Below are 18,193 nucleotides of genomic sequence, written 5' to 3'. Positions count from 1 at the left end.
CCCGCCCCTGCAGCCACAGCCACAGCCACCCGGACGCACTGCCCGTACTGCGCGCTCCAGTGCTCGATGACCCTGACCGTCGAGCCCGCCGCCAGTCCCGCCGCCAGCCCCATCACCGTCACGGGCGCCGAGTTCCCGACCAACCGTGGCCGGCTCTGCCGCAAGGGTGCCACCTCCGCCGTGCTGCTGGGGGACCGACCGGACCGGCTCACCACCCCGCTGATCCGGGACCGCGTCCCTCGCGGCAGAGCGAACCGGGACAGTGCACCCCTGCGCGAGGCCACCTGGGACGAGGCCCTGGACCTCGTGGCCTCCCGGATCACGGCCCTCCAGCAGCGCCACGGCCGGGACGCCATCGGGGTCTTCGGCTCAGGCTCGCTGACCAATGAGAAGGCCTACACCCTGGGCAAGTTCGCGAGGACCGCGCTGCGCACCTCCCGGATCGACTACAACGGGCGGTTCTGCATGGCCTCCGCCGCCAAGGCCGCCACCGAGGTCCTCGGCCTGGACCGCGGCCTGCCGTTCCCGCTGACCGACCTGGATACGGCCTGCACCGTGCTGCTCCTGGGATCCAACGTGGCGGACACCATGCCGCCCTTCGTTCAGCACCTGGAGAAGGCCCGCAGCCACGGCGGACTGATCGTGGTGGACCCCCGCCGCTCGGCCACCGCGCAGCTCACCGGGGATGGCGCCGGGCACCACCTGGCCCCGGCCCCCGGCGGGGATCTGCCCCTCTTGCTGTCCGTGGCCCACGTGCTCCTCGCCGAGGGACTCGCGGACGAGGACTACCTGTCCCGCCGGACCACGGGACTGTCATCCTTCCGCCGCTCTGTCGCTGACTGGTGGCCGGAGCGGGGCCAGAGCGTCTCCGGGGTATCGGCCGGGCGCATCCGCTGGCTGGCGAGGCACCTGGCGGCGGCCGCCCGCGCGTCGAAGTCCGGTGGGGATCCGGTCTTCATCCTCACCGGCCGCGGCGTGGAACAGCACCGGGACGGGACGGACACCGCCAAGGCGGCCATCAGTCTGGCCCTGCTCCTCGGCCTGCCCGGCACCCGGCACGGCGGCTACGGCACCCTCACCGGTCAGGGCAACGGCCAGGGCGGACGGGAGATGGGCCAGAAGGCGGACCAGCTGCCCGGCCTGCGCTCCATCACCGACCCGGCCGACCGCGAGGTCACGGCCCGGCACTGGGGCCTCCCGGCGGATGCCCTGCCCGGACCCGGCCTGGCGGCCACCCAACTGCTCCACACCCTCGGGACCGAGCACGGCGTGAAGGCCCTTCTGGTGCACGGTGCCAACGTGGCGGTCTCCGCCCCGGACGTCCAGCACGTCCAGGAGGGGCTGCGGGCCCTGGAGCTGCTGGTGGTCTGCGACTTCTTCCGGTCCGAGACGGCGGAGTTCGCGGACGTCGTCCTGCCCGTCCTGCAGTGGGCTGAGGAGGACGGCACCCTGACCAACCTCGAGGGCCGCCTACTGCGTCGCTCCCGGGCCGTGGACGGACCGGAGGGGGCCCGCTCCGAGCTCTGGATCCTCGCCGAACTCGCCCGCCGCCTGGGCAGTGCCGTGCCGCTGGCCTCGGAACCCACCGAGGTCTTCGAGGAGATCCGCCGGGTGACGGCGGGCTCCCGGGCCGACTACTCCGGCGTGGCCTGGGATCGTCTCGGCGAGGTCGCCGCCTACTGGCCCCTCGACGATCACGACCCCGGCACCCACCCCGGCACCCAGGAGGTCACCGTCAGCGGCGAACCGGTGATCGGCACCCCGCGAGTCTTCACCGAGTCCTTCGGCCACCCGGACGGCAAAGCACATCTCGGGCCGATCCTTGTCCGGGACCCGCAGCCTCCCTCGGCCCAGGGAATCACTTTGACCACCGGACGGCTGATGGAGCACTACCAGTCCGGGACCCAGACGCGCCGGGTGCCGGACCTGCTCAGCGTGCACCCCGAGGCCACCGTCAGCGTCCACCCCGCCACGGCTGGCGGGCTCCGGCTGGTCGAGGGCGCCCACGCCGAACTGCGCAGTACGTTGGGGAGCATGCAGGCCCGCGTGGTGTTCGATGCCGGCCTGCGCACGGACACCGTGTTCGTCCCCTTCCACTTCGCTGGCCGGGGCGCCGCGAACCGGCTGACGGCCGGCTTACTGGATCCCCAGAGCCAGATGCCGGAGTTCAAGAACACCCCCGTGACCTTGCACCCTGCGCCATCCGTGGACGGGGCACCGTCATGAGCCGCGGGCCCCTGCGGATCGTCGTGGTGGGTGGCGGGCCGGTGGCGGCCCGGCTCGTCCAGGAGCTGCGCCCGGCCCTGGAGGCGGGCGCGGCCCACGTGACGATCCTGGGGGAGGAGCCCGTCCCGGCCTACCAGCGGATCCGCCTGGGGGACGTGGCCAGCGGCCGCGTCGACGGCGCCGCCCTGTCCCTGCTCGACGCGCAGGACGGGGAGCTGGCCGGCGTCGTGGTCCGGTGCGGGGTCAAGGTGGTGGCCCTCGACCGGGACCGGAAGACCGCGATTCTCGACGGGACCCCTGGCGCCTCAGTTCCCTATGACCGGCTCGTGCTGGCGACCGGCGCCCAGGCCGTCATCCCGGACTTCCCGGTCTCCGGCTCCGTGGGACGGGGCATCTCCGTCCCGGCGGCTGCCGGGGTCCGTCCGGTCGGCGTCATGGCGCTGCGGGACCTGGCCGAGGCCCGGCGCCTGCACCAGGCGGTGCGGGACGCCGAGCCGGTGGTGGTGCTCGGTGGCGGCGTCCTCGGCGTGGAGGCGGCCCTGGCGCTCGCCGAGGTCGGTGCCGCGGTCACCCTGCTGCACCGCGGCCACGTTCCCCTGGGCGGTCAGCTCGATCCCGACTCCGGCCGGCTGCTGCTGCGCCAGCTCCTCGCCGCCGGCATCCAGGTCCGGCCGGACTGCGGGGTGCAGGAACTCGTGGTCGCCGCCCGAGCACAGGACCGGGCCACCGTGCACGACGGCGTCCCCCACCTCACCGCGATCCGCACCACCCAGGGGCGCCGGATCCCGGCCACCCTGCTCGTGGCCTGCACGGGGGTTCGCCCCCGTGACGAGCTCGCCGCGGCCGCCGGACTGGACACACTGCCCCGCGGCGGAATCGTGGTGGACCGGAACGGGCGCTGCCCGGATGATCCGTCCGTCTTCGCGGTGGGCGACTGTGCCGCGGTCCTGGGGGCCCGGTCGAGTGGACTCATCGGGCCAGGCTGGGACCAGGCCCGTGCCGCCGCCGGTGCCCTCCGGACCGAGGCCGGCGTCCCGGAGGCGGTGGAACGCGATGCCGCTGGCCGCCCCGTCCCCAGGCCCACTCCCGGCACCCCGGCCTCGACCAGCCGCCTGGACCCCATCGTGGTGAAGTCCCACACGCTGTCCGTGGCCTGCGCGGGTGATCTCACCGCAGACCCATGGGATCCGCAGGGCCCGAGCGTGTCCACCTGGGCGGACCCGGTGGCGGGACAGTACCTGCGTATCGTCACGCAGGGGTCCCGGTTGCTGGGCTTCGTGGCCATCGGCCTGCCCCGCTCGGCCGCGGAACTCTCCCGGCACGCCCTCACCGGGACCCTGCCCGTGGCGGATCGCTCCGCGTTACTGGCGACGGAGCACGCCGCCGCTGACCGCGAGCTGGGACCGGAGGACGTGCTGTGCCGGTGTTCGGGGGCTACCGCCGGACAGGTCCACGAGGCGGCCATGGAGTGCGCCACCGTGGACGAGGTCGGCGGCCGTTGCGGCGCGGGAACCGGCTGTGGGACGTGCCGGGGCCGGATCGAGGCGCTGCTGGCGGGACCGCCGGTCAGACTGCCAGCCGGTAGCCTCGCTTGACCACGGTGGCCACCAGTCCAGGAACCGGCAACTGCTGGCGCAGCCGCCACACCAGCATCTCCAGGGCATGCTCGGATTCGCAGTGGCGCAGGGCCTCCAGCAGGTGCCCGCGTGAGAGCACGGCTCCCTGGGCGCCCACCAGTTCACGCAGCAGGGCCATCGGCCCCGGGGCGAGCTGAACGGGATCGGCCGCGTGATCCACCAGGTGCACCTGCGCGCCGCGGATCTCCACGGGACCCCACTGGGTCCGGATGCGCAGGACCTGCTGCTGCTCCAGGTGATCGCACACCAACCGGATCATCGCGCCGAGGCGCCACCGGGAGGGAATCAGCGGTTGGAGTCCTGCCTCGTGCAGCGGCCCGGCGGTGACCTTCCCGACGACGGCCGTCGCCACATCCGTCCGCAACGCCTCGAGGAGGGGGTCCAGCCGTCCGTACTGCTGGGCCACGGCGAGGAAGGCCTCCACCGCCGGGGCCGCCGTGAAGGTGAGCACATCGAGCTGGCGGTCGATGGCGGCCTCGATCATCCGCAGGAGCGCCGAGTCCTCCGTGGGCCGGGCCCACGTGTAGGGCATCACCGTCAGCACCCGGGCGCCGGCCTTCTCCAGCCGGGCGATCTGGTGATGGTCCAGCATCCCGTGCAGCTGGAAGGCCACGGTGCGACCGGACAGGTTCCGTGCCAGGAGCAGGTCCACCACGGACGCCGTTCGCTCGTCCTCGGGTGAGCCGACGTCGTCGAGTCCAGCGGCCCGGACGGCACCGCGGGCCTTGGAACCCCGGACGAGGATGGCGGCGGCAGCGAGGGTGCGGTGCAGGTCCGTGCCGAGACCGTAGGCGTCCGCGGCCTCCATCCACCGGCGCATCCCATACGCGGTGGTGATGACGGCATAGTCCGGCAGGGCCCCGATGACACGGCGGGTGTCCCGGTGCAGGGTCACGGATTCCGTCAGCGGGGCGATCCGCAGGGCCGGGGCGTGCATCACCTCGGCACCGCGGCGTTCGAAGGCACTGATGAGCTCCTCGCTGCGCCGGTCCGAGGTGACGCCGATCCGGAAGCCGGCGAGCGTCGGGGGCAGGGCCGGAGCCACGGAGGCCACGGTGGTCGGCTCACTCATGCGTTGTCCACGAGACCGGTCAGCCCAGTGAGCCCCGCCAAACTTGTCAGCCCGGACCAGGGCAGTTCTGCACCGGGGGCCAGCCGCACCACCTCGCCGATGACCAGCACGGCCGGTGAGGCGATGCCCTCCACCGCCGAGGCCAGCAGGATCGTCTCGAGCGGGGCCAGGCAGACCCGCTGCTGAGGGGTGCAACCGCGTTCCACGAGGCCTGCCGGCGTCCGGGCGTCCAACCCGTGCCGCATCAGGCCGGCGGCGGTGTGGCCCAGGGTGCCGATGCCCATGAGCACCACCACCGTCCCTCCCTGCCCGCCCAGCTGGGCCAACCCGGCCAGTTCCTCCTCGCTGAGGGGGTCGTGGCCGGAGACGACCGTGAAGGACTTGCTGATCCCGCGAGCGGTGACCGGGATCCCCGCCGCGGCCGGCACGGACACGGCCGAGGTGATGCCCGGGACCACGGTCACGGGCACCCCGGCCTGCTCGCAGGCGGCGGCCTCCTCACTGCCGCGGCCGAACACGAAGGGGTCCCCGCCCTTGAGGCGGACCACGCGCAGCCCGGCCAGTGCCGAGGCCACGAGCAGCCGGTTGATCTCCGGCTGCGGGACCCTGTGGTGCCCGGGCCGCTTGCCGACGTCCTCCAGCCGGGCCCGGGGGGCCCAGACGGCCAGGTCATCGCTCGGGGCCAGCCGATCGAAGTACACGACGTCGGCCTGCCGCAGCAGGCGCATCGCCCGCACCGTCAGGAGGTCGGCCGCACCCGGCCCCCCACCGACGAGGGCCACGCTCCCGGGGGCCAATTCCATGTCCGTTGCCGGGCTCATCGCTGGCCTCCCCGCACCGGGATCCGTGGGCCTGCCACCACGACGGGGCCGGCCTCCGGTGCGTCTGGCAGGCCCGGTGATTCCGGTGCGTTGACGAAGCCGCGGAAGCGACGCAGCCGTTCGGGGTCCTCGAGGGTCGCCGCCCACTCGTCCCGGTAGGTCTCCAGGTGTTCGGCCACGACCTGCTCCAGGTCAGAGGCGATCCCCAGGGAGTCCTTGACCACCACATCATGGACGTGGTCGAGGCCCCCGGGCAGTTCCTCCATCCACCGGGCGGTGCGCTGGAGCCGTTCGGCGGTGCGGATGTAGTAGACCACGTACCGGTCGATGTACCGCAGCAGCGTCTCGTCGTCGAGGTCCTTGGCCAGCAGCTGGGCGTGGGCCGGGGTGGCTCCGCCGTTGCCGCCCACGTACATGTTCCAGCCCTCACTCGTGGCGATGACGCCGACGTCCTTCCCGCGGGCCTCGGCACACTCACGGGCGCAGCCGGAGACGCCGAACTTCATCTTGTGGGGGGAGCGCAGGCCCCGGTACCGCTCCTCGAGCGTGATGGCCATGGCCACGGAATCCTGCACGCCGAAGCGGCACCACGTGGAGCCCACGCAGGACTTCACGTTGCGCAATGCCTTGCCGTAGGCCTGGCCGGACTCGAACCCGGCCGCCACCAGGCGCTCCCAGATGCCAGGCAGCTGATCCAGGCGGGCCCCGAACAGGTCGATCCGCTGGGCGCCGGTGATCTTGGTGTAGAGCCCATAGTCCCCGGCGACCTCGGCGATCACCGCGAGCTTGGCGGGCGTGATCTCGCCGGCCGGGATGCGGGGGACCACCGAGTAGGTGCCGTCCTTCTGCATGTTCGCCAGCGCACGGTCATTGGTGTCCTGCAGGCCGCCGCGGTCCCCGCCGAGGATGTACTCCCCATGGAGGGTGGCCAGAACCGAGGCCGCCACGGGCTTGCAGAGATCACAGCCGAGGTTCACGGACGGGTCCGCCGGGGTGCCGAAACGGGCGACGATCTCGCTGAACGTGGTCAGCCGCGTGGTGCGGACGGCCTCGAACATCTCGGACCGGGACAGGGCGAAGTGCTCACACAGCGCCGTGGAGACCTCCATTCCCAGCTCGGCCATCTGCTGCTCCATGACCTTCTGGGCCGCGGGCAGGCAGGAACCACACTGGGTCCCGACGCCGGTGCACGCCTTGAGTGCCCCGAGGTCCGGGCAGCCGCCGCACACGGCGGCGCGCAGATCGCCGGCACTGACGTCCCGGCAGGAGCAGATCTGGGCGTCGTCCGGCATCTGCAGGTCCACGGGCGCCCCGTTGCCGGCGGCGGACAGGAAGGCCCCCGCCTCCCCGGGAAGCTCCCGCCCCAGCAACGGCCGCAAGGACGCATAGGGGGTGGCATCGCCCACGAAGATCCCCCCGAGCAGCGTGCGGGCATCCTCGGACACCACGAGCTTCTGGTAGAGGCCGCCGGTGGGATCCGCGTAGACGACCTCGAGGGCGCCGGGGGCTGAGGCGAAGCCGTCGCCGAAGCTGGCCACGTCCAGCCCGGAGAGCTTGAGCTTGGCCGCCGTGTCGAAGCCGGGGAACGTGCCGGTCCCGCCGCACAGTCGGTCGGCGACCACCTCTGCCATCGTGTTGGCCGGTGCGACCAGGCCCATGCACTCGCCCTCGAAACTGGCGGCCTCGCCGATGGCCCACACGTGCGGTGCCGAGGTGGCGCACCGCTCGTCGATGGCGAACCCGCCCCGTGGACCGAGTTCGAGGATCCCCGCTCCGAGTTCGTCCCGCGCTGTGATCCCCGTGGCCGCGACCACCAGGTCCACCTCGAGGTCCTCGCCGGAGGGGAAGCGCAGGACATCTCCCCGGGCCGACCTCTCGAGGGCGCTGGGGCGTTCGCCGAGCCGCAGGACGTATCCCTGACCGCGCAGCAGGCGGTTCAGCGTCCGTCCGCCGAACTCGTCCAGCTGGGCGTTCATGACCCAGGGCCGGGAGTGGACGACGGTGACGTCCGCGCCGAGCACCCGCAAGCCACCGGCCGCCTCCAGTCCCAACAGGCCGCCGCCGATCACGGCCGCGCGTGGAGTGCGCCCGAGCCGCTCGGCCAAGTCCGCCACGTGCTGCCGCAACCGGTCCACGTCCTCGATGGTCCGGTAGACGGTCATGTCCCCGGCCCCGGGGATCGCCGGCCGGGCGGCGTCACTGCCGGTGGCCAGGACCAGCTCGTCCCAGGGCAGGATGGATTCGTCTCCGGCGGCATTCCCGGTACTGCCGACGTTGAGGGCCGTGAGGGTCCGCGCCTCAGGGTCGATCCCGGTGACCCGGCAACCGACGTGCAGCTTGAGGCGGGAGTCCCCGGCCGGCAGGGGCTCCAGGGCCAGTGGGTCCTGGGGATCCGTGAACCGCCGGGACAGCGCCACCCGGTCATAGGGAGCCCAGGGTTCCTCGGCGAAGACCTCGATCCGGAGGTCGTCCCCGCTGCGGGCCAACAGCGCCTCGACCAGCCGATGGGCAGCCGGGCCACCGCCGATCACGGCGATCGTCCGGAGGGCCGGCCGCTCGGTGGTTCGCCCTGTGTGGTGCTCCGCGGATCGCCCTGCGGGCGGTTGGTCGGGCTGCTGGTCGGGTTGCACGGTCATGAGTCCATCCCCTTGCGTCGTAGGCCATCGACGCTACGAGCCGGCGGTTTCCCGGCCGTGTCCCTCGTGTAACGGCTGCATGACGTGGCTCTCACACCGGTGGCCAGGGGCGGGGAGAGCACAACGTTGCACGCGTGAAACATCCCGCGAGACTCACGGAAACAACCGATTCGTACGGTGGGTCCATGACACTCACGGCTGTGCACCCCGCGACCCAACCCGCCACCTCCGCCACCCACGCCACCACCGACTGGCAGCCGGTCTGCCCGCTCGAGGCGCTCGAGCCCCTGTGGGCGGAGGCAGCACTCGTGGACCACGTGCAGGTCGCCGTGGTGCGGCTGCCCTCGGACGAGGTGGTCGCCGTCTCACACTGGGACCCGTATGCGAAGGCGCACGTGATGGCCCGCGGGATCGTCGGCTCCCGGGGCGGCCGCCCCACCCTGACCTCGCCCCTGCACAAGCAGGTCTACGACCTGGCCACGGGGGAGTGCCTCACCGACCCGGCGCTGAGACTGGCCACCTTTCCCGTGCGGGTGCGGGACGGGATCGTCGCTGTCGGACGCCATGAGCAGGCCGCATGACGGAGCAGAATCATGACCAACCGCTCACCCTCGTCGCCGTCTCCCACGGGACCGCGGACCCGGTAGGACAGGCGCGGATCTCCGCGCTCGCCCTGGCCGTCCGGGAGCAGAGCGAAGCCGAGGTCGAGGTCCTGCTGACGCATGTGGACGTCCAGACGCCGCAGGTGGGGGAGGTCCTGGCGGGCCTGCCGGCGGACCGGAGCGCCGTCGTCGTGCCCGTGCTGTTGTCCGGCGGCTACCACGTCAAGGTGGACCTCAGGCGTGCCGCCCAGGGCATCCCCGTGGCCCCCGCGCTGGGTCCGGACGAGCTCCTCGTCGACCTTCTCGCGCGCCGGGCCGTGGACGCCGGGTTCGTGCGCGGGCACCACCAGGTGGTCCTCGGCGCGGCCGGATCCACCGACGCCGGCGCCGTCGCCGACTGCCGCACCGTCGCGTACCGCCTGGCCGAACGGCTCGGCACGCCCGTGGCCGAGGCCTACCTCTCGGCCGCGCAACCCCGGGTCGCGGCCGCCGTCGGGGCCCTGTGCTCTCGAGACCCCCGACGGCCGGTCCTGGTGCTCAGCTACCTCCTGGCGCCCGGATACTTCCAGTCGCTGCTGGTCTCCGAGGCCGCCGCCGCCGGGGCCGAGGCCACCACGATTCCGCTGCTGGGGCAGGCCGGCCCGGTGCCCGAAGAGCTCGTGGATCTCGTGTTGAGGCGATTCAGGGATACGGTGGATGCGTGTTCAACCCCTGGGACAACGGCTCGAAGGCCTATCGCATCACCCTGCTGACCGGCACGGGACTCATCCTGCTCGGCATCGTGCTGGCACTGATCGGCGGCGGGGTGCAGGTCCAGCCCATCCAGTGGGCCGCGATCGGCCTCATCGGCTTCGGACTCGTGACCCACCTCGTGGCGCAGGTGCTGCGGGCGCGGGACGCCCAGCGCCGCCACCGGCAGGCGCGGCAGGCCGGACGCTAGGCCCGTCACCGTCCGCTGGCCCAGCGTTCATCCGGTGGACTCCTGGCGGCCACGGAAGGAGGGGGCAGGGGGGATTGGATGGTGAGGTCCCCTCCCGTTCCCCGAAAGGGTATCCCCGACATGAGTACTCACCGTCGCTTGTCCGGTGCCGTGGCACTCGGCCTCTCTGCCGTGCTGACCGGCGCCTTCGCCGCTCCGGCCTTCGCCGCACCCGCAGCGCCTGCAGTGCCCGCAGTGCCCGACGGCGAGGCCGCTGAGGGCCAGTCCTTCCACCGTTTGGCCACCCTGCCGGCCTTCGAGAACCAGCTGGCCGCGGACCCCCAGGCGGACCCGTCCGCCCCCACGGTCGCCGAGATCTCCACCGTCACCGCGGACGGCAACACCGTGATCCACACCGACGCCGAGGCCGGGGGCATCGGCTTCGTGGACATCACGGACCCGGAGAACCCGCGGGCGGCCGGGTTCAAGGCCACGGACGGATCCCCGACCTCCGTGTACGCCACCGAGGCCTTCATCATCGTGGTCGCGGACACCTCCGAGGACTTCACCCACCCGAGTGGCAAGGTCGAGTTCTGGGACCCGGAGACCCTCGAACTGATCCACGGCGTGGAGCTGAAGGGCCAGCCCGATTCGATCGACGTCTCGCCCGACGGCACCACCGCGATGATCGCCATGGAGAACCAGCGCGATGAGGACCGGGAGGACGTGGACGGCGGGCTGCCGCAGCTGCCCGCCGGCGAGCTGGCCGTGATCGACCTGGCCGCCCAGGACATCACCGCGCTGACCGCCGAGACGATCCGGTACACGGACCTGACCGGATTGGCCGGCCTGGACACCCCCGAGGACCCGGAGCCGGAGTACATCAAATTCTCCCCGGACGGCACCAAGGCCGCCCTGACCCTGCAGGAGAACAACGGCGTCGTCATCCTGGATGCGGCCACGGGCGAGGTCATCGACCACTTCAGCGCCGGTGCCGTCTCCGTGGACGGCATCGACGCCTCCGAGGACGGCAACCTGTCCTTGGACGGCTCGATCACGGACACCGTGCGGGAGCCGGACGCCATCGGCTGGATCGGCAACGACCACGTGGCCACCGCCAACGAGGGTGACTGGAAGGGCGGCAGCCGCGGCTGGACCGTCTTCAACGCCGATCCGGAGTCGGAGGACTTCGGCAGCGTGGTCTGGGATGCCGGCAACTCCTTCGAGAACCTCGCCCACCGCTACGGCCAGTTCCCCGAACACCGCTCCGAGAACAAGGGCGCCGAGCCCGAAGGCCTGACCGTGGAGACCTACGGCGACACCACCTACGCCTTCGTCGGCTCCGAACGCGGCAACTTCGTGGCCGTGTACAACGTCGACGATCCGTCCGACCCGGTCTTCACCCAGCTGATGCCGTCCACCAACGGCCCCGAGGGCCTGCTGGCCATCCCGGAGCGCAACCTCATGGTGGTCTCCTCCGAGGAGGACGACGCCGAGGTGGGCGTCCGCGCCACCGTCCAGGTCTTCGAACTGGGGGACGGGCCCGCGGCGGTACCGACCCTGAAGTCCGCGGACGCGACCGGGCCGGCAGGGTCGGCCGGCCAGCCCATCACCTGGTCCGCCTTGGGCGCCCTGTCCGCCGTGCCGGGCGAGAATGACCAGCTCTATGCGGCACCGGACGACTTCCTGTCTCCGTCCCGGATCTACACGGTGGACACCACCACCGCTGACGACGGCGGCCCGGCCACCATCACCTCCGAGCTTGCCCTGGAGCACGGGTACGACATTGAAGGCCTGTGGGCCGATGCGGACGGCACGTTCTGGCTGGCCGTCGAGGGCACCGCGCTCACCGACGGTGAGGTCGGATCCGAGGGCAACCAGCTGATCCACGTGGACGCCGAGGGACAGGAACTCGCCTCGGTCGACCTGCCCGCCGAGGTGGCTGCGGGCCTGAAGGGTCAAGGCCTCGAGGGCGTCACCGGCGTCGGCTCCGGTGAGGACGCGGTGCTCTACACCGCCGTCCAGCGCGAGGCCGCCGGCGAGGACTTCGCCCGCATCGGCAAGTTCACCCCGGCCGCCGACGGCGGCGCAGGCGCGTGGGAGTGGTTCGGCTACGAGCTCGAGTCCACGGACGTGGAGGGTGACTGGATCGGCCTGAGCGAGATCACCGCGGTGGACGAGGACACCCTCGCCGTCATCGAGCGGGACAAGCTCAACGGCCCGGACGCGGCCCTGAAGAAGGTGTTCACGGCGGACGTGCCGGAGGCCGGCGCCGCCACCGGTGCCGGTGGCGGCAAGGCAGCCGAGGAGGTTCCGGTGCTCGAGAAGACCGGAGCCGTCGACGTGCTGCCCCAGCTGCAGGACCTCAACGGCTGGACCCAGGAGAAGCTGGAGGGGCTGACGATCGCCGGCAACGGGAATGTCTACGCCGTCACGGACAACGACGGGGTGGAAGACGCCACCGGTGAGACCGTCTTCCTGAACCTCGGCCCGGCCGCGGACGTCTTCGGCGACTCCGGTGAGCCGGTGGCGGACTTCTCGGACAATCAGCCCGGTTCGGTGTACTACGCACCGGTGCGGTGGATGCAGGCCGCTGGGGTGACCACCGGTTACACCGATGGCACCTACCGCAAGGCGGCCGAGATCACCCGTGGCGAGTCCGTGGCCTTCCTGCAGCGCTACCTGGCCCCGGACTACACCACCGACCCGGCTGACCAGGACACCCCGGTGTTCCCGGACGTGCCGGCCGGGGCCCCGCACTTCACCCCGATCGCCTGGGCCGCCGACGATTCCGACGGCACCCCGGTCTCCGAGGGCTACACGGACGGTGCCTTCCGGCCCGGCCAGGACGTGACCCGGGCGGAGTTCGTGACCTTCCTCTACCGGGCTGTGGATCCTGAGGGCTTCACCGCTCCCGAGGTCTCGGTGTTCCCGGACGTGCCGGCTTCCGGCTCGTACTACGAGGCGATCTCCTGGGCCGCCGCCGAAGGGCTGGTCAACGGCTACCGGGACGGCGAGTACCGCCCGTACGAGCCGATCAGCCGCGGCGAGGTCGCCAAGGTCATGCACCAGCACGGCCTCGCGCAGGAGGGCTGAGGAACCAGGGCAGGGGGCGCCGGGCGGTAGGCTGTCAGTCGATGTCACCGGACCTGAGGAGTACCGCAGTGGGCGTGAACCCGGACCTGCAGGGGCGGACCTATCCGCCCACCGAGCCCTACGTCGTCGGGCGGGAGAAGATCCGCGAGTTCGCCGCGGCCGTCCAGGCCACGCATCCCGCGCACACGGACCTCGCCGCCGCCCGGGGTCTCGGTTACTCCGACCTGGTGGCCCCGCCCACCTTCCTGGTGACGCTCGCGCAGCGGGCCGAGGCCGCCGTCGTGGCCGATCCGGACGCCGGCATCGACTTCTCGAGGGTGGTCCACGCGGACGAGCGCTTCACCCACCGGCGCCCGGCCGTGGCCGGCGACGAGCTCATCGGGGCCACCACGGTCGAATCGGTCAAGTCGCTCGGCGGCCACACCATGGTCACCACGGCCACCGAGATCACCACCACCAGCGGTGAGGCCGTCTCCACCGTGCGGTCCACCCTGCTGGTCCGCGGAGAGGAATGATCACCATGGACAAAGGCGATTCCATCGGCACCACCACCGTCACGCTCTCCCGTGCGGACCTGGTCCGGTATGCGGGGGCCTCGGGCGACTTCAACCCGATCCACTGGTCCGAGTCCACGGCCCGTTCGGTGGACCTGCCGGGCGTGATCGCCCACGGCATGCTGACCATGGGCGCCGCCGTCCAGCTCGTCACCGACTGGTGCGGGGACCCCGGCGCCATCCTCGACTACCAGACCCGCTTCTCCGCCATGGTCCCCGTCGATGAGACCGAGGGCGCCACCCTGACCGTCTCCGGCAAGGTCGGCAAGATCGATGACGACGCCGGCACGGTCCGGATCGATCTCAGCGTCACCGATGCCGGGCACGGGGACGCCAAAGTCCTGACCAAGGCGCAGGCCGTCGTCCGGGTCTCGGAGGGGACTGCCGCGTGAGTGGGCGGGCGGCCACCACGGGGCCTGCGGAGATCGAGGCCGGCGTCCGCCTGGCCGAGTACACCACGAGCCGGGTCGGAGGCCCTGCCGCCGGGTGGGTCGCGGCAGACTCCACCGAGGCCGCCACGGAGGCCATCCGGTCTGTCGATGCTGCCGGCACGCCCCTGTTGATCCTGGGCGGCGGTTCGAACACCCTGATGGCCGACGCCGGCTTCCCCGGCACCGTGGTCCAGCTCGCCTTCCGCGGGGTCCAGGTTGTGGAGGAGACAGGCGAATCAGTTCTCGTCCGGATGGCCGCCGGCCAGGACTGGGACGAGGCCGTCGCCTGGACGGTGGCGCAGGGCCTGACGGGGCTCGAGGCGCTCTCCGGCATCCCGGGCTCCGCCGGCGCCACCCCGGTGCAGAACGTCGGCGCCTATGGCTCGGACGTCTCCCGGACTCTGGTGTCCGTCCAGGCCTGGGACCGCCAGGCGGACGAGCTGGTCGAGTTGAGCCACGAGGACCTGCGGTTCGGATACCGCGACTCCGTCATCAAGCGGAGCATGCTGGACTCCACTCCCCGGTGGGTGGTGCTCTCCGTGGACTTCCGGCTGCACCGCTCGGGCAGCATCGCCCCGGTCCGTTTCGCCCAACTGGCCCAGGCCCTCGGCGTGGACGAGGGGGAGGCGGCTCCGCTGGAGACGGTCCGCCACCAGGTGCTGCGGCTACGGGCCGGTAAGGGCATGGTCCTGGACCCCGAGGATCAGGACACCTGGTCCACGGGTTCCTTCTTCACCAATCCCATCGTCCCCGCGTCCGTCCGGGCGCACCTGCCCGCCGACGCTCCGGCCTACGGCGCGGGCCAGGATGAGGACGGCGAGAAGCTCGTCAAGCTCTCCGCCGCATGGCTCATCGACCGCGCCGGCTTCGGCAAGGGCTTCGGGCTGGGGCCGGACGAGCAGGCCATCGCCGGCGCCCGCGCGTCGTTGTCCACGAAGCACACGCTCGCGGTGACCAACCGAGGCAATGCGAGCACGGCGGATTTGTTGGCGATCGCCCGCACGGTGCGGGACGGCGTCGAGGCGCAGTGGGGTGTGCGCCTGCACCCCGAGCCGGTGCTCGTGGGGTGCGTGCTCTAACCCACACCCGCCGGGTTTGCCATTCGGCAAGAATGATTGCCAAACGGGATCATCGGTTCGATGATGGTGTCATGAACCAGAACCAGACCCCCGGTAGCCCTCGCAGTCCTGAAGCCCTGGACGTCCTCATCGCCGGAGGCGGTGCGGCCGGCCTCGCCGCCGCCGTAACCCTGGCCCGGTCCCGGCGCTCCGTCACCGTGGTGGATGGCGGCCAACCGCGCAACGCCCCCGCTGACGGCGTGCATGCCCTGCTGGGCCGCGAGGGCGTCAGCCCCGCCGAGCTGCTCGCCGCCGGGCGCAGCGAGGTCACCGGCTACGGGGGAGTGGTCCTGGAGGGGGAGATCGCCTCGGTCCGCCGGCTGAAGAGTGGCGATGGAGATGCCGGCTTCGAGGCGACCCTGGCAGACGGAACGGTCCTCACCGCGCGCCAGCTGTTCATCGCCACGGGGCTCGTCGACGAGCTGCCGCCGATTCCCGGTCTGGCCGAGCACTGGGGTCACAGCGTGATCCACTGCCCCTACTGCCACGGCTGGGAGGTGCGGGACCGCTCCATCCTGGTCCTGGGCACCTCCGCGAACTCGGTGCATCAGGCCCTGCTGTTCAGCCAGCTCAGTGCTGACGTGCGATTCCTGGAGGACACCCTGCATGGGCCTGGACTGGACGCGGAGCAGGCCCGCCAGCTGGCCGCCTGCGGGGTCGAGGTGATCGCGGGGGAGGCGGCCGTCGTCGAGTCTGAGATTCAGAACGGTGAGGCCCGGCTGACCGGGGTGCGCCTGGGCAGCGGCGAACTGCTGCCCGCAGAGGTGCTCGTGGTGGCCCCGCGAATGCTTGCCCGGACGGAGGCCTTCGAGGGCCTGGGAGTGCCGACGGAGGAGAACCCGATGGGCCGCTTCATCCCGGTCGACGCCACCGGCTGGACCGGTGTCCCGGGAGTCTGGGCCGCTGGCAACGTCGCGGACCTCTCGGCCCAGGTCGGGGCCGCTGCGGCCGCCGGGACCCTGGCGGCCGCCCGGCTCAACGCGGAACTGGTGATGGAGCGGCTGCAGGACGCGTGAGGCAACATTCGGCCGCGCTTCACATGGCCGTCACCGGCTCGTCACGGCGCTGACCGGTGGCGTGCCTACCGTCACCCACCATGGGCGGATTGTTTGTGGCCATCGGGGACTCCTTCACCGAGGGGGTGGGGGATTGGGACACCCGGCACCCCAATGGGGTGCGAGGCTGGGCGGACCGGGTGGCCAAACAGCTCTCCAAGGCGGACCCGGACAGCCGCTACGCCAATCTGGCGATCCGCAGCCGGCGCCTCGCGGGGGTCGTGGAGGAGCAGATCGAACCGGCTCTGGCGATGAATCCGGACCTCATCAGCTTCTACGCGGGCGGCAACGACCTGCTCGAACTGCGCAAGGACCTGGGTCCCGTCCTGCAGACGTACACCCGGGCGGTGGAACGCCTCGTGTCCTCCGGGGCGCGGGTGCTCCTCTTCACGGGGTTCGACATACCGCTGCACCCCGTGCTGGAGCCGTTCAAGCGCCGGAACTGGGCGTTCAACGACCACGTGCGGACGCTCGCCCGGCGGTACTCGGACAATGTCACCCTGGTGGACTACTGGACGTGGGACGCCTACCGCGACCGCCGCATGTGGGACATCGACAAGCTCCACATGAACCGCGCCGGGCACCGCTACATGGCTATCCAGATCCTCAACATCCTGGGGGTCCGGCACCAGCTGGAGTTCGACCCCTTCGGGCCGAGCGAGCGGGTGGGGCCCGTTCAGTCCGTCAGCCGGGACGTGGAGTGGCTGCGCCAGTGGGTGCTGCCCATGTTCGGCCGCCGGTTCCGGGGAATCACGCTGGGCGATGAGCTGCAGCCCAAATGGCCCGAGCCCTTCCTGCCTGCGGACGGCATGAAGAAGACGTACCGTCAGCGGCGCAAGCCTTAGAGGTTGCCGGTGGCGATGGCCAGCATGCGGCGCACCGGCTCGGCGGCACCCCAGAGCAGCTGGTCGCCCACGGTGAACGCGGAGAGGTACTCGGGGCCCATCTCCATCTTGCGCAGACGGCCCACCGGGATGGTCATGGCACCGGAGGCGGCGATCGGGGTCAGGTCCGCCATGGAGGCCTCCTTGGTGTTCGGCACCACGGAGACCCACTCGTTGTCCGAGGCGATGATCTGCTCGATCTCGTCCAGCGGCACGTCCCGCGTCAGCTTCAGGGTCAGCGCCTGGGAATGCGAGCGCAGGGTGCCGATGCGTACGCACAGGGAGTCGAACGGCACCCGCTGGGCTGCCGAGTGACCCAGGATCTTGTTCGTCTCGTCCCCGGCCTTCTTCTCCTCCTTGGACATGCCGTTGCCGAGGTCCGCGTCGATCCAGGGGATGAGGGATCCGGCCAGCGGCATGCCGAACTGGGAGGCGTCCAGGGACCCGTCACGCTGGGCTGCGGTGACCTTGCGGTCGATCTCGAGGATGGCGGAGGCGGGGTCGGCCAGCTCGTTCGCCACCACGCCGTGGAGGTCACCGAACTGGGTGAGCAGTTCGCGCATGTGGCGGGCACCCCCGCCGGAGGCCGCCTGATAGGTCATGGCGGTGCCCCACTCCACGAGGCCGGCCTTGAACAGCCCGCCCAGGCCCATGAGCATGCAGGAGACGGTGCAGTTGCCGCCCACGAAGTCCTTGACGCCCGCGGCCAGGCCGGCGTCGATGACGTTCCGGTTCACCGGGTCGAGCACGATGATGGAGGAGTCCTCCATGCGCAACGTCGAGGCGGCGTCGATCCAGATTCCGTCCCAGCCCGCGGCGCGGAGTTTCGGGTAGACCTCGGAGGTGTAGCCGCCGCCCTGGGTGGTGAGGATGACGGGCAGCTTGGCCAGCGTCTCGATGTCGTAGGCGTCCTGCAGGATGCCCGCATCACCCTGCAGTCCGTCCACGGCGGGCGCCGGCTGACCGGCGGCAGAGGTGGAGAAGAACACCGGGTTCAGGCGGTCGAAGTCCCCTTCCTCGGCCATCCGCTGCAGGAGCACGGAGCCGACCATGCCGCGCCAGCCGATGAGGCCGACCGTGGGGTTGGCGGCGGGGTCGGAAGCGGTCTGGAGTGCTGAATCTGGGGAAAGCATGCCCCCCAG

At 71.6% G+C, this 18,193-nt stretch carries 15 protein-coding genes; 11 read left to right on the top strand and 4 right to left on the bottom strand.

Annotation, left to right across the window (positions count from 1 at the left end; all coding sequences use genetic code 11):
* The first annotated feature begins 66 nt into the window (after window positions 1-66).
* Together BOSE125_RS10800 and BOSE125_RS10795 are read left to right on the top strand one after the other, a co-directional pair.
* Complete coding sequence (locus tag BOSE125_RS10800) at window positions 67-2,226, top strand: molybdopterin oxidoreductase family protein (RefSeq protein ID WP_201301184.1); 2,160 nt, start codon at window positions 67-69, stop codon at window positions 2,224-2,226.
* Window positions 2,223-3,821 carry an FAD-dependent oxidoreductase gene (locus tag BOSE125_RS10795; protein ID WP_159552446.1) on the top strand — a complete coding sequence of 533 codons (1,599 nt, stop codon included), beginning with the start codon at window positions 2,223-2,225 and terminating at the stop codon, window positions 3,819-3,821. Before BOSE125_RS10800 ends, BOSE125_RS10795 begins: the two co-directional genes overlap by 4 nt.
* On the opposite strand, the gene BOSE125_RS10790 is transcribed toward BOSE125_RS10795, so the two are convergent.
* From BOSE125_RS10790 to nirB, 3 genes are read right to left on the bottom strand one after another with little or no spacing between them, the layout of a single operon-like run.
* A complete protein-coding gene (locus tag BOSE125_RS10790) occupies window positions 3,793-4,935 on the bottom strand; it encodes a uroporphyrinogen-III synthase (protein WP_236557923.1) in 1,143 nt (380 codons plus the stop codon). The genes BOSE125_RS10795 and BOSE125_RS10790 overlap by 29 nt on opposite strands.
* Window positions 4,932-5,756, bottom strand: a complete 825-nt coding sequence (cobA, locus tag BOSE125_RS10785) for a uroporphyrinogen-III C-methyltransferase (RefSeq protein ID WP_236557922.1) — start codon at window positions 5,754-5,756, stop codon at window positions 4,932-4,934. Before cobA ends, BOSE125_RS10790 begins: the two co-directional genes overlap by 4 nt.
* Window positions 5,753-8,392 carry a nitrite reductase large subunit NirB gene (gene nirB, locus BOSE125_RS10780; RefSeq protein WP_159552444.1) on the bottom strand — a complete coding sequence of 880 codons (2,640 nt, stop codon included), beginning with the start codon at window positions 8,390-8,392 and terminating at the stop codon, window positions 5,753-5,755. Before nirB ends, cobA begins: the two co-directional genes overlap by 4 nt.
* A 185-nt stretch (window positions 8,393-8,577) precedes the next feature.
* Here nirB and nirD point away from each other — a divergent pair, with 185 nt between their 5' ends.
* From nirD to BOSE125_RS10735, 9 genes are all read left to right on the top strand, one after another.
* Window positions 8,578-8,973 carry a nitrite reductase small subunit NirD gene (gene nirD / locus BOSE125_RS10775; RefSeq protein ID WP_159552442.1) on the top strand — a complete coding sequence of 132 codons (396 nt, stop codon included), beginning with the start codon at window positions 8,578-8,580 and terminating at the stop codon, window positions 8,971-8,973.
* Window positions 8,970-9,746 (top strand): sirohydrochlorin chelatase, encoded by a 777-nt coding sequence (locus tag BOSE125_RS10770; protein WP_159552440.1) that lies wholly within the window; start codon window positions 8,970-8,972, stop codon window positions 9,744-9,746. The genes nirD and BOSE125_RS10770 overlap by 4 nt, the downstream gene beginning before the upstream one ends.
* On the top strand, window positions 9,695-9,934 hold the full coding sequence (locus tag BOSE125_RS10765) for a hypothetical protein (RefSeq protein ID WP_159552438.1): 240 nt from the start codon (window positions 9,695-9,697) through the stop codon (window positions 9,932-9,934). Before BOSE125_RS10770 ends, BOSE125_RS10765 begins: the two co-directional genes overlap by 52 nt.
* A 120-nt stretch (window positions 9,935-10,054) precedes the next feature.
* Entirely contained in the window at window positions 10,055-13,009 is a 2,955-nt protein-coding gene (locus BOSE125_RS10760) for an esterase-like activity of phytase family protein (protein WP_159552436.1), read from the top strand.
* Window positions 13,010-13,077: 68 nt separating this feature from the next.
* The gene (locus BOSE125_RS10755; protein WP_159552434.1) at window positions 13,078-13,524 is read left to right on the top strand and encodes a MaoC family dehydratase N-terminal domain-containing protein; all 447 of its coding nucleotides are present in this window, start codon (window positions 13,078-13,080) and stop codon (window positions 13,522-13,524) included.
* Window positions 13,525-13,529: 5 nt separating this feature from the next.
* Window positions 13,530-13,955: a MaoC family dehydratase gene (locus tag BOSE125_RS10750; protein ID WP_371300591.1), complete on the top strand. Its 426-nt coding sequence runs from the start codon at window positions 13,530-13,532 to the stop codon at window positions 13,953-13,955.
* On the top strand, window positions 13,952-15,073 hold the full coding sequence (locus BOSE125_RS10745; protein ID WP_159552430.1) for a UDP-N-acetylmuramate dehydrogenase: 1,122 nt from the start codon (window positions 13,952-13,954) through the stop codon (window positions 15,071-15,073). The genes BOSE125_RS10750 and BOSE125_RS10745 overlap by 4 nt, the downstream gene beginning before the upstream one ends.
* A 71-nt stretch (window positions 15,074-15,144) precedes the next feature.
* Window positions 15,145-16,128: an NAD(P)/FAD-dependent oxidoreductase gene (locus BOSE125_RS10740; protein ID WP_159552428.1), complete on the top strand. Its 984-nt coding sequence runs from the start codon at window positions 15,145-15,147 to the stop codon at window positions 16,126-16,128.
* A gap of 80 nt (window positions 16,129-16,208) precedes the next feature.
* Entirely contained in the window at window positions 16,209-17,012 is an 804-nt protein-coding gene (locus BOSE125_RS10735; RefSeq protein ID WP_159552426.1) for an SGNH/GDSL hydrolase family protein, read from the top strand.
* Here the strand turns inward: BOSE125_RS10735 and asd are convergent.
* Window positions 17,009-18,184 carry an aspartate-semialdehyde dehydrogenase gene (gene asd / locus BOSE125_RS10730; RefSeq protein WP_159552424.1) on the bottom strand — a complete coding sequence of 392 codons (1,176 nt, stop codon included), beginning with the start codon at window positions 18,182-18,184 and terminating at the stop codon, window positions 17,009-17,011. The two genes, BOSE125_RS10735 and asd, sit on opposite strands and share 4 nt — an antisense overlap.
* Window positions 18,185-18,193 lie beyond the last annotated feature (9 nt).

Origin of the sequence: Citricoccus sp. K5 (assembly GCF_902506195.1) — a bacterium.
In the GTDB taxonomy this organism is placed as follows: domain Bacteria; phylum Actinomycetota; class Actinomycetes; order Actinomycetales; family Micrococcaceae; genus Citricoccus.
Note: the sequence above shows the minus strand (reverse complement) of the source record. Positions and strands in the feature narration are given on the sequence as shown.